This is a genomic window from Marinobacter sp. S6332, from assembly GCF_023016045.1.
GTDB lineage: Bacteria > Pseudomonadota > Gammaproteobacteria > Pseudomonadales > Oleiphilaceae > Marinobacter.
The window spans coordinates 276,022-287,498 of sequence record NZ_JALKAP010000004.1 but is presented as its reverse complement, the minus strand read 5'-3'; the positions used below and the strand labels follow the sequence as shown (position 1 = coordinate 287,498).

The 11,477-nt window shown below is 53.6% G+C and carries 11 protein-coding genes; all 11 read right to left on the bottom strand.

The window, feature by feature from the left end:
- Position 1: 1 nt before the first annotated feature.
- Positions 2-307, bottom strand: coding sequence for an STAS domain-containing protein (locus tag MWU62_RS08030; RefSeq protein ID WP_247114353.1), 306 nt, complete (start codon positions 305-307; stop codon positions 2-4).
- Positions 308-432: 125 nt separating this feature from the next.
- Positions 433-876, bottom strand: coding sequence for a flagellar export protein FliJ (gene fliJ, locus MWU62_RS08025; RefSeq protein ID WP_247114352.1), 444 nt, complete (start codon positions 874-876; stop codon positions 433-435).
- Positions 876-2,276 (bottom strand): flagellar protein export ATPase FliI, encoded by a 1,401-nt coding sequence (fliI, locus tag MWU62_RS08020; RefSeq protein WP_247114351.1) that lies wholly within the window; start codon positions 2,274-2,276, stop codon positions 876-878. The genes fliJ and fliI overlap by 1 nt, the downstream gene beginning before the upstream one ends.
- The gene (locus tag MWU62_RS08015) at positions 2,257-3,195 is read right to left on the bottom strand and encodes a flagellar assembly protein FliH (RefSeq protein WP_247114350.1); all 939 of its coding nucleotides are present in this window, start codon (positions 3,193-3,195) and stop codon (positions 2,257-2,259) included. The genes fliI and MWU62_RS08015 overlap by 20 nt, the downstream gene beginning before the upstream one ends.
- Entirely contained in the window at positions 3,195-4,229 is a 1,035-nt protein-coding gene (gene fliG, locus MWU62_RS08010; RefSeq protein ID WP_247114349.1) for a flagellar motor switch protein FliG, read from the bottom strand. Before fliG ends, MWU62_RS08015 begins: the two co-directional genes overlap by 1 nt.
- Complete coding sequence (gene fliF, locus MWU62_RS08005) at positions 4,222-5,934, bottom strand: flagellar basal-body MS-ring/collar protein FliF (RefSeq protein WP_247114348.1); 1,713 nt, start codon at positions 5,932-5,934, stop codon at positions 4,222-4,224. The genes fliG and fliF overlap by 8 nt, the downstream gene beginning before the upstream one ends.
- A 15-nt stretch (positions 5,935-5,949) precedes the next feature.
- Complete coding sequence (fliE, locus tag MWU62_RS08000) at positions 5,950-6,318, bottom strand: flagellar hook-basal body complex protein FliE (protein ID WP_247114347.1); 369 nt, start codon at positions 6,316-6,318, stop codon at positions 5,950-5,952.
- Between the two features lie 321 nt (positions 6,319-6,639).
- Positions 6,640-8,088, bottom strand: a complete 1,449-nt coding sequence (locus MWU62_RS07995; RefSeq protein ID WP_247114346.1) for a sigma-54 dependent transcriptional regulator — start codon at positions 8,086-8,088, stop codon at positions 6,640-6,642.
- Between the two features lie 12 nt (positions 8,089-8,100).
- A complete protein-coding gene (locus MWU62_RS07990; RefSeq protein WP_247114345.1) occupies positions 8,101-9,339 on the bottom strand; it encodes an ATP-binding protein in 1,239 nt (412 codons plus the stop codon).
- A 240-nt stretch (positions 9,340-9,579) separates the two neighbouring features.
- Positions 9,580-11,031 (bottom strand): sigma-54 dependent transcriptional regulator, encoded by a 1,452-nt coding sequence (locus MWU62_RS07985; protein WP_247114344.1) that lies wholly within the window; start codon positions 11,029-11,031, stop codon positions 9,580-9,582.
- A gap of 71 nt (positions 11,032-11,102) precedes the next feature.
- On the bottom strand, positions 11,103-11,456 hold the full coding sequence (locus MWU62_RS07980; protein ID WP_247114343.1) for an SOS cell division inhibitor: 354 nt from the start codon (positions 11,454-11,456) through the stop codon (positions 11,103-11,105).
- Positions 11,457-11,477: the final 21 nt, after the last annotated feature.

Sequence of the window (11,477 nt, the reverse complement as noted above, 5' to 3'; positions counted from 1 at the left end):
ATCACCGAATGGTGAACAGTTGCTCAAAGTTGGAAATGGTCAGAATCTTGCGGACATCGTTGTTGCAGTTCTCGATAGTAATTTTGGCACTGTCGCCGCCAGCATGATCCCTGAGCAAAAGCAGCATGCCCAACGCAGAGCTATCAAGATAGGTCGCTTCCGATAGATCGACAATGTAGTTGCTTACCTTTGCACCACTATGTTCGTAGGCATCTCGAAAAGCCTGATGGGTGCTGAAGTCAAAGCGCCCTTCTATTTCGATAATTAGGCACTGACCGTCATGACTGCGGCGGGTCTGGATCGGCATCCGCAAAAACCTCCGGTGATATTCTCTGAAACATCCAAGCGCCGCGTTTCTGGCGGTCTGTGATTGTATAATCATAGCCCAGTGCAGCCAGTTTGCATGGAGTGAGAATTGATTCAGCTCATCCTTTAACGATGGCGGCGTGCAAAGGCACGGCCAGCAGCCTCATCAGCGAGCTTTTGCTCCTGCGAATCCTGCTCTCTGAGCTCTTGTTGACGACAGGTTTCGATGTACTTTTCCATACCTCGACGTCGCTCCCAAGCTTGCTGCCACTCTTGTCGGCGAGCCTCGAAAACCGCCTCGGCCTGATCAAGTTGCTTCTGTTGCTGCAAAATAACCTGATCCAGCTGGGCAATGAATGCCTGCCAAGCCTGTAATCGGCTTACCTGAACCACGCCCTGCTGGCTGTTGCGGATCTGATCCCGGTATTCCTGCTGGTAACGGTTGAGGTTAGCAACCTGTTCGCTGTGTTGCTCCACCAGTTCCCGAGCTTTGCTCATCTTCTCTAGAGCTTCTTTCTCTTTTCGCTCTTCCAAAGCAAGCACAACAACCAAGCGCTGGGAACGTAACATCAATTACCACTCCGGTTGGAGCTGGCAGCTGCAGGATCAGGAACTGCGGATTTACGGCGATCCGGCGAGCGCCTCTCTGGCACCACCGCCAGAAGGCCATCAATGCTATCGCTCAGTGATGCCCGCTCGTTCAACCCCTGTTGCAAGAACTGACGCATGTTGCTTATGTGGGCAATAGCAAAGTCGGTTTCCGGGTCGGAGCCCTTAACGTATGCCCCAACACTAATCAAATCCCGTGCTTGCTGATAACGCGAATAGACCTGTTTAAACCTCTGGGACCGTGCGAAATGCTCGGTTTGTGTTACCTGCGGCATAACCCGGCTGATGGAAGCTTCCACGTCGATGGCCGGGTAATGCCCTTCTTCTGCCAGGCGCCGGGAAAGCACAATGTGGCCATCGAGTATCGCTCGGGCGGCATCAGCGATGGGATCCTGCTGGTCATCACCCTCCGTGAGCACAGTATAGAATGCGGTAATGGAGCCGCCGCCGGGTAGCCCATTACCAGTGCGCTCTACTAATTGAGGCAGCTTAGCAAATACTGAGGGTGGGTAACCTTTGGTCGCTGGCGGCTCACCAACGGCTAGCGCAATTTCGCGCTGGGCTTGGGCGTATCGGGTGAGCGAGTCCATCAACAGAAGTACGCGCTTGCCTTTGTCGCGATAATATTCTGCAATCCGCGTCGTCAACATAGCCGCTCGTAATCGCATCAATGGCGAGTCATCAGCTGGTGAGGCCACGACTACCGACCTAGCTAAACCTTCCTCACCCAGAATGTCTTCAATAAATTCCTTAACTTCCCGGCCTCGCTCACCAATCAGGCCTACCACGGTAATATCGGCATCGGTAAACCGGGTCATCATGCCCAGCAGCATACTTTTACCCACGCCGCTGCCCGCAAACAGGCCCAAACGCTGGCCCTGACCGACGGTCAGCAGAGCGTTGATCGCGCGAATACCCACATCCATAGACTGCCGCACGGGTGCGCGGTTAAGCGGGTTGATGATGTCGCCGGTAAGGGGAACCCGAGCCTCTGCCTGAAGTGGCCCTTTGCCATCAAGAGGCTCCCCGCTGCCATCTACAACACGGCCAAGCATAAGAGGCCCAACAGGAACGCGACTGGCAGCGGAAAGTGGAACCACTCGTGCGCCCGGCTTCAGGCCTTCGATGGCCGTTAATGGCATGAGGTAGACCTTGTCGTCTTCAAACCCCACCACTTCGGCTTCTACGGTCCCGGCGCCCTCGCCTTTGATTACGCAGCGGTCGCCCACCACCATAGGGCAGCCAACGCATTCCAGCGTTAGCCCTACCATTCTGGTTAAACGACCTGAAAGCTCAGGCTCGGGGTCGGCACGAAGATAAGTTTGATATCGATCGAGACGGTCAGCCAGGGAGGACGTCATCGGGCTTACCTTCGGCTGGAGTGTCTTCAGGAGGACTATCTTCAGAGGTACTGTGATCGCCAGGCACTTCTTCAACAGAGTCTTCAGGCGCCGAGGGCTCCGGTGAACTCAGGACGTCCCTTTGAAAATCTGTCAGGTCGTCCATTAGGGCACCTAGCTCTTCCGGCTCGCTACTTTCGCTATCGTTTGTCTGTTGCTCCAGCATACTTTGGACAGCGCGTTGGAAGCGCTTTTCAACAGTGAAGTCTACAAGGCTATTGCGGGTTTCAACCCGACAGCCACCGGGCAATACCTTGTCGTCTTCCACAACAGAAGCTGCTGCCTCAAAACGCTCTGCCACTTCAAGAACCGAGCTGTAGTCATCGGGATGAACGTATATGCGGGTATTCTCTGCGGTAGAGGGTAAGGCCGCCACCGCTCGGCGCACAACCTGCCGTATCTGGGAAGAGTCAATGGTCAGCTCGCGGTAAACAACTGCACGGGCTAGCACCATCGTGAGGTTTAACAGAGAGGTTTCAAGCTCGTCCTGATGCCGGCTAATCGGCGCCAGAAGCTCGCCTAACAACTGCTCCAAGCGCTCAAGGCTGGCACTGACTTCGGTGCGGGTCTCGTCGTATCCTTCACTGTGCCCGCGCTCTTTACCCTCGGCGAGCCCAGCTTCCAAGCCTTCTTTATGGCCTTGTTCGTAGCCTTCCGTGTGACCTTCTTTTATCCCCTGTTCTTTGCCCTCGCTGAAGCCATCTTCGTGGGCAGCCTGCCGAATCTCATCGATATCCGCGGCTGTCAAAGGTTTGACATCGCGCTCCTCCTCACGGGCAACCTCATTGCCACGGGCATCCAGCAGGGGAAGCTCCCAACGCTCGTAGGCGGTCAGTTCCTCTTTGGGAATGCGGCTGAGATCTTTGGCGGAGTCTTTCATCACATCATTTCTTCACCGGCACCGCCGAGGGTAATTTCACCTGCTTCAGCCATGCGACGGGCAATAGTAATTATGTCCTTCTGGGCGGATTCCACTTCGCTCACCCGCACCGGGCCTTTTGCTTCCAAATCGTCCTGCAGCAATTCCGCCGCTCGTTTGGACATATTCTTGAAGATCTTTTCCTGCACAGCCTCATCAGCTCCTTTCAGAGCGACAACCAGAACTTCCGATGACACCTCACGCAGCAAGGCCTGAATACCTCGGTCATCAATATCTTTGAGGTTATCAAATACGAACATGAGGTCTTCAATGGTGGTGGCGAGATCCGGGTCCATATCTTTAATGGAGTCGAGCAGGTTGCCTTCAATGCTGCGGTCCATAAAGTTCATAATGTCCGCAGCGCGCTTTATACCGCCGATACGACTGGTTTGCGCCGCCGAACCACCAGAGAACTGCTTCTCCAGAATGTCGTTAAGTTCTTGCAAAGCCTGAGGCTGAATGCTTTCCAAAGAAGCTACCCGCATCATTACATCCAGACGCACCTTATCATCCAGAGTGGCGAGAATTTCCGCAGCCTGATCGGGATCGAGATAGGAGATAACAATGGCCTGAATTTGCGGGTGCTCGTAGCGGATAATGTCGCCAACGGCTCTAGGCTCCATCCACTTTAGCGTGTCTAGGCCCGTGGTATTGCCACCAATGAGAATGCGGTCAATCAGGCTTGCTGCTTTATCGTCGCCCAGTGCTTGAGTCAGCATGGCGCGAATATAATCATCATTGCCAACGCCTAAGCCGGTTTGGCCTCCCACAGCATCCACAAACTGGTTCAATACGAAGCTTACGTCGCCTTTGCTTACATCTCTCATTTGGGCCATGGCGACACCCACCCGCTGAACCTCTTTTGGGCCCATGTGCTTAAGCACCTCGGCAGCGTCGGCCTCACCCAAAGACATCAGCAAAATAGCCGCCTGCTCTACTCGCGGAATTTTCCGTTGCGGTGCATCGCTACCTGACGGTCCGGATTGATCAGTCATCAACATTCACCCACTGGCGCAATACCTGAGAAACCCTCGCCGGGTCCTCGGCAATAAGGCCTTTAAGAGCATTCAATTGCCTATCATAGCTGTCTGTGGCTCCAGGCAAAAGTAGGTCGTCTTCAGCAGTCATCGCTTGGCGCAAAGCATTGTCGCTACCAGCGTCATCATAATCACCGTAACCATTCGGACCAGTTTCATCGTCCCGGTCTTGGCGACCGCCGCCTGACAAGCTTTTAAGCGTCGGCCGCAGCAAACCGAGCACCAGAACCAGAATCACCAACCCGGCCAGAACCTGTTTCATTAAATCCCAAAACCAAGGTTGCTCCCAGAAGCCCGGGGTTTCAAATTCGTAGGCTTCCTCCGGTGCAAAGGCCGTATTCATTACGGTTACGCTGTCGCCCCGTGAGGCGGAATAACCTACGGCATCCCGCACGAGCATACTCAGGCGTTGCAGTTCTTGCTCTGGCCAAGGTTCGTAAGTTACTTCGCCGGTATCAGGATTAACAACTTTCATATCGTCAACGGCAAGTGCAACAGTCACCCGCCGCACACGCCCTAGCTCCTGACGGGTGTAGCTCACCGTGCGATCCATCTCATAGTTACGGGTGGACTCTTTGCGCACGTTCACCGGTGGCGCTGGCGTTGCGCCCTCGGCACCATCTGCTTGCGCATTTGCGCCGACCTGTTCAGGCACTGTGGCATTGGCCGGGGGTTGATTCGATAACGCCCCAGGAACCCCGCCATTAAAGCCTGCGACACGCTGTTCTGTTAAATCACGCTCGCTGCGAACAGCCTGTTGTTCCGGATTAAACAGTTCTTCTGCCTGCTCCACCGAGGAAAAATCCAAATCTGCAGATACTTCTGTGCGGTATCGGCCTTCACCAACAATAGGTGCTATCAGAGAGGCAACGCGACGGGTAAGGCGCTCTTCCAAACGGGAGGTATACTCGTACTGGTCCTGCATGCGTTCGCCATCGCCCCGGCTTTCTTTGCCGGTCAGCAGGTTGCCGTTTTGATCAACAACGGTGACGTGATCTTTATTCATCATGGGGATGCTGCCAGCAACCAAATTCACAATGGCGGCAATTTGTTCCTGTTCAGGGCGACGGCCAGCAAAAACTTCGAGAAAAACCGACGCGGTGGGGTCACGGGCGTCCCGCACAAAAACGGAACGCTCCGGAATAGCCAAGTGAACTCGCGCACCACGTACACCACGCATGCTACTGATGGTACGCGCCAGTTCGCCCTCAAGGCCCCGGCGATAGCTAACGGTTTCCATGAATTGAGAGGTGCCAAGCCCGCGCTCCTTATCCAGCAGTTCGTAACCCATGGTTTTTTGGTCCGTTACACCCTCTGCTGCCAGCTTAAGCCGGGCGTTATAAACCTGTTCGGAGGGCACCAGCAGAGCACCGGTGCGAGTGTCCATCTTGTAATCGATGCCATTGCTGTCAAGAATTGTGGTCACGTCCTGCGGGTTATACGCAGACAAATCCCCCACAACAGGCTGGTAGTTCGGCTCCTGCGCCCAAAGGACAACCGCAACGCCCAAAGCGACACTCGCGGCAAGACCGACCATCAGACCAACCTGACGTAGCAGGTTCAGGCGGTTGAACCCCAAAAACAAGTCGCTTTTGCTCTCGGAGCTATCACCACCTTGAGTGGTTGGCATATTTGAATTGGCTTCTGCAGGAACGCTGGCCATGTCTGTGCTCCGTTATCAGATCGGCATATTCATGATGCTTTCATAAGCTTTAACCACCCGGTTGCGCACCTGAGTTAAAGCTTCGAAAGAGACTGAAGACTTCTGGGCAGCAATCATGACGCGGGTAATGTCCACATTGGGATCACCCATGTCGTAGGCCGTTCGCAGCTCACTGGCATTCTTCTGAACGTCGTTTACCGTATTAACGGCTTTGCCCAGCATGTCATTAAAACTTGTTGTTTCTTGGGTTTGATCAACCTGGCGTGGACCGTCGATACGACCTCGCACCGATTGGTCCTGCTCAACACGCTGGTTTTGATTCATTTGCGAACGCAGTGAGCGAATATCGGATAGAACACTGTTGATGTCGGCACGCTGAACCATAACTTTCTCCTGACACCACCCCGCAGGGGCAGGTTTGCTGGTATGACTGTATGGATTAAGAGTAAGCAATGGTCAGGCCACAATCACTTTATCTATTATTTACATATAGTTATAGATAAGCTCTGAGAGCTAAAGTTTGACGACGACAGAGTTTTGACAGAGTAGACATGTAGGGCAAGCGTTGGATGAGGGAAATGGGCTCGACAGGTAACTGGTGCGAAATTGCTCAGGCTGCAGGGAAAGCCAAAAATCATTCAAAAAAAGGCACTCAAAAGAGTGCCGAATAAGGGGGGTTTAACGAAGGACTACTACAAAAACGAATCATGCCATTGCCAACTCGGCATCCAGATCAATACCAGCGTCCCGCATCTGAGCCAGCTTATACCTCAAAGTACGAGGGCTTATACCTAACTGCTCTGCGGCTCGGTTACGACGTCCGCGTTCATTTTTAAGTGTCTGGATAATAATACGGAACTCTTGCTGACGCAGATCATCTCCCAGCGACCCGGCTTCAATTGACGCCGCGTCGGCAGTGACCAGCTGGTCCTGATAGGCGGTGAAGGGGTCTTCCACATTTGGTGCAACTGGTTCCGCCACAGCTTTTTCAGCCACTGCACCATGGCCGTCGAAGCGCCCGCTTGTACCGATATCAAGGCACAGGTCAGCCGCGTGGATCACATTACCCTGATGCAGAACCAGAGAACGCTGGATAGCATTATCCAACTCCCGCACGTTACCGGGCCAGCTGTGTTGAACAAGCGCACTACGGGCATCGGCTGCAAAGCTTATGCCGGTCAACTTCATCTTGCGACAGTGCTTTTTAAGCAACGAGTTCGCCATGGGCAGAATATCCAGCGGGCGCTCCCGCAGGGGCTGCCAATGCATGGGGAACACACTTAGCCGGTAATACAAATCCTCCCGGAACCGCCCTTCCCGAACAAAATCCGCCAGATCACGGTTGGTGGTGGCAATCACACGCACATCCAGTGTAATGGTTTTACGTCCGCCTACTCGCTCCACTTCCCGCTCTTGCAGAACCCGGAGTAGCTTGGACTGAAGCCCAGGGTCCATTTCCGAAATTTCGTCTAGCAGTATGGTTCCGCCATTGGCTTGCTCGAATTTACCGGGAGCAGATGCAACCGCACCGGTAAAAGCGCCTTTTTCATGGCCGAACAGAATGGCCTCAAGCATATTCTCCGGAATGGCCGCGCAGTTTATGGCAATAAATGGCTGATCCGCCCGTGGAGATTGCTGGTGGATATACCGCGCCAACACTTCTTTACCGGTTCCACTTTCACCAGAAATCATCACCGTAGAATCACTGCCAGCTACTTTTGCTGCTAACTGGAATATCCGCTTGCTAGCCGGATCTTCAGCCACAGGCTCATCGCTGGATTTTTGACGGCCCCCACCCACCACTTTGGTCACCGCATCAACCAACACTTTCGGTTCAAACGGCTTTACAAGATAGTCCACGGCTCCGGACTGCATGGCAGAAACAGCATGACTGATTTGCCCGTAGGCAGTAATGAGCATCATCGGCAAACCGGGGTACAAGCGCTGTACTTCTCCCAGCAGCTCATGGCCGGAAAGCCCGGGCATGTTTACATCGCTGACAACCATATCAACCGGCGACTCAGCCAGCCGCACCAAAGCTTCGTGTGCGTTTGATGCTTCGCTTACGCGAAACTTAGCCAGCTCCAAGGTGGTTACCAGCGCTTCGCGCAGGTCACGGTCATCTTCAACAATTAGAATCTGGGCCTTGGCCATGGTTGCCTCCGATCAAACTTTATTATGCAAAAGCGGCAGGCGCAGTGTTGCAACCGCCCCCCCCTGCTCTGGCGATTCAATAGAAAACTGTCCCTGATGGGCCTTCACAACAGCTTGCACAACCGCCAGCCCAAGCCCGGTTCCGTGGGATTTCGTTGTATAGAAAGCCTCTGACAGCCGGCCGGCCTCCGTGGTCGCGAAGCCCGGGCCGTTATCCATTACCCGAATAAACAGCTCACCCGCTTGCGCTGTCGCTTGGATTGCCACGGCCGTGGCCCCGGCTTCAAGGCTGTTATTCACCAAATTGGTACAAGCTCCCACCAACGCATCCCGGTTACACATCAACCGGCAATCCGCTGAAACCTCGTTCTTTAACATTACATGTGAGCCAGCGGTTGGTTTGATCCCTTCGAGCGCTGATTCAATAGCCACAACCAATGTATCTGCCGATAATTCCTCTGCCAAACGGGTTTCACCCCGTGCAAAAATCAACATATCCCGCACCTGCTGCTCCAGATGCGTAAGGCGAGACATCAACCGGGAGGCGCAACGTTGGCGCATCTCCTCATCAAGATCGTCTTGCGTTAGGTGCCCGCCATACAGAATGGCTGCAGACAAAGGCGTGCGGATCTGGTGGGCAAGCGAGGCCACCATCTTACCCATGGCCGATAGACGCTGAGCATGGGCGAGTTGTGATTGCAGGTGACGGGTTTCCGTTAAGTCGGTTAGCAGAATCAACTGACCCGGCTGATTCTCCATGGTTCGGATTTCAATACTCACGCGGCGGCCGTCTTTTAGAGATACCTCATGACCATCATCCCGGCGCGGCGAGAAGCAGCGACGAATCACGTCTACCCAGCGCTCACCTTCCAACGGCTCCCCTAACAAGGCGATGGCCGCCGGATTGCTCTGGGTGACCACACCCTGACTATCCAGAACAACCACGCCTGCAGGCAGTGCTTTAAGCAGAGTGGAAAGCCGGTCAGCCAGCTGCTCTTTTTCTTCCAATTCCTGTTGGCGCTGCAAAGACTCCTGGCTCAATTCGCCAGAGAGCTGATTGACCCGCGACTCAAGCGTGCGATAAGAATCGGTAATCTGCCGCGACATCTGGTTGAACATTTCCAACGCAGAATCTACCGCCTCATCATCCTGCTGTGGAAACAACGCTCTAACCTTATCGTTAGCATCCGCTGCCGCATTGGCCTGAGCCTCATGCTCCACCGACTGAATGACAAACTGTGCCTGACTCATAACCTGACTCCCGATTAACCCAAAACAGCGGGCCACACCCTTAGGATGATTCGTTTGCAAGTTACTAAGCCAGCTCCGTGCCAACTAGGAATTTATATTTATAATCAATGACTAAGAAAAACAAAGAAAGGTAGGCGACGATTTTACGTCGTCCAAAATCGAGAAAACGCCAAAGGCTATAAACCTTTGACGTCTTATTGTCACAAGAAAGAGACGCTTAATACGCCATTGCACAAACGCTCAGGATCCCTCGGATTCTTCCTCCCGAAGCCCGTACTTCCGAACCTTCTCAACCAAAGTCGTCCGCCGAATCCGCAGCTTCTCCGCAGCCCGAGCCACTACCCCGCCAGCCTCGTCCAGCGCCTGCTGAATCAATTGTCGTTCAAGGCCAGACAAATAATCTTTCAAATCAATACCGTTAACTGGCAGCAGAGCGGGCGCGTCCAGCCCGACCAACCCCGGAATACCAGACGGCATCCCAGAATCCTCAACCGGGCGATTCTCGTCGAAATCATCCACATAACGAAACTTCTTTGGCAGTTCCTGCACCCCGATTACGCCGTAAGGGTGCATAATCGCAAGCCTCTCCACCAAGTTCGCAAGTTCACGCACATTACCCGGCCAGTCGTGCCTACATAGGCTCATAATCGCTGCTGAATTCATTCGCAAAGATCCCCGCTTTTCCTTTTCCATGCGAGAAATCAATTCATTTATCAGCAGCGGAATGTCTTCCACCCGATCCCGCAACGAGGGAACCTCAATGGGGAAGACGTTCAACCGGTAATACAAGTCTTCCCGAAAGTCGCCGGATTCGATCATTTCCTCAAGGTCTTTGTGGGTAGCAGCAATTACTCGAACATCTGCAGAAATTGTCCGGTTACTGCCCACCCGCTCGAAAGTGCGCTCCTGCAACACCCGCAGGATTTTTACTTGCATGTTTAGGGGCATGTCGCCGATTTCATCGAGAAACAGGGTGCCGCCTTCTGCCATTTCAAAGCGCCCTACCCGGGCCGTTATCGCCCCAGTAAACGCGCCTTTTTCATGGCCAAAAAGCTCACTCTCCAGCAACTCTGCGGGAATCGCGCCACAGTTTACTGGCACAAAAGGCTTTTCACGCCTTGAAGAGTGGTAGTGGAGATTTCTGGCGACAACTTCTTTACCCGTGCCGGATGGGCCCGTAACCAGCACACTTACATCTTTATCGGCCACTTGCTCCATAAGTTGCCGCACCTGCTGTACCTTGCGACTGGTGCCAACCAAACTCCGGAACAACTGCAAGCCACGTTGCTGACCACGCTCTTTAGAGCGACGGAACTGGTCGCCGAATATCTGAGCACGGTAAAGGGAGTCAACAAATTTAGTATAGTTAAGAGGCCATTCTATGCGGGCAATGATACGGGCTGAACACTGTTCCGACAGGCCTTTGAGCGCAGGGTCACCAACCAGAAGAAAAGGCACGCCTTCGACGGCTTTACAAACCGTTTCGATAGTGCCGACGATACCCGGGTCTTCACCATTTACAACGGCGACAGAAATGTCAGAGAGACTTTCCTCGTCGCCAGATTCAAGCAGCGCTAGAGCGTCCGCACCGGTGAGAACCTGCTCTTCGCCGATGAACTCTAGAATGGTCGCCATGTCCCGGCGCCTCGATTCGTCCTCGCTCAGCACCAGCACCTTGTTGTTTTTAGACATTCACAGGAATCTCTTTGGGGTGTGTGAGCGGTATTTAAGACTGTAAACGCAAAAGAGTCAATTTTATGACGCTATTTTGGTCGAGTTGTTGATACGTTCTGGTATGCCTTGGCCGCACTGCGATTCCGATTAACGCCTTTCAAAGCCTGTTCCGCTTCGGCCTTAGCGCGCGTAGCTCCTTCACCGGCTGCGTCCATAAACTGGCGCAACTCTTCTAACTGCGTACGCACCAACTCTGGATCAACCTGTCCAGCTTCCAGCGAGGTCATCAAGGGTTCTACTCGGGGTTTTACCTGCTCATTAAGGCGAGCCAAAGCATCCCAGTCTTGATCGCGGAGGGCGCAACCTAGCTCTGCCATAAGCTCATCAAGACGATCAAGGTGGGTTTGGAGTTCAGAAGACGAAGGGTTTTGAGGGTCGGCCATAAAGCAGTGTCCTTGCTGAAA

Coding starts and splice junctions, on each gene's coding strand:
- fliE (WP_247114347.1), bottom strand. CDS start 6,318: ATGGTTCAGCGTGCCGACATCAACAGTGTTCTATCCGATATTCGCTCA.
- MWU62_RS07990 (WP_247114345.1), bottom strand. CDS start 9,339: ATGAGTCAGGCACAGTTTGTCATTCAGTCGGTGGAGCATGAGGCTCAG.
- MWU62_RS08030 (WP_247114353.1), bottom strand. CDS start 307: ATGCCGATCCAGACCCGCCGCAGTCATGACGGTCAGTGCCTAATTATC.
- fliF (WP_247114348.1), bottom strand. CDS start 5,934: ATGGCCAGCGTTCCTGCAGAAGCCAATTCAAATATGCCAACCACTCAA.
- fliJ (WP_247114352.1), bottom strand. CDS start 876: ATGTTACGTTCCCAGCGCTTGGTTGTTGTGCTTGCTTTGGAAGAGCGA.
- MWU62_RS08015 (WP_247114350.1), bottom strand. CDS start 3,195: ATGAAAGACTCCGCCAAAGATCTCAGCCGCATTCCCAAAGAGGAACTG.
- MWU62_RS07995 (WP_247114346.1), bottom strand. CDS start 8,088: ATGGCCAAGGCCCAGATTCTAATTGTTGAAGATGACCGTGACCTGCGC.
- fliG (WP_247114349.1), bottom strand. CDS start 4,229: ATGACTGATCAATCCGGACCGTCAGGTAGCGATGCACCGCAACGGAAA.
- MWU62_RS07980 (WP_247114343.1), bottom strand. CDS start 11,456: ATGGCCGACCCTCAAAACCCTTCGTCTTCTGAACTCCAAACCCACCTT.
- fliI (WP_247114351.1), bottom strand. CDS start 2,276: ATGACGTCCTCCCTGGCTGACCGTCTCGATCGATATCAAACTTATCTT.
- MWU62_RS07985 (WP_247114344.1), bottom strand. CDS start 11,031: ATGTCTAAAAACAACAAGGTGCTGGTGCTGAGCGAGGACGAATCGAGG.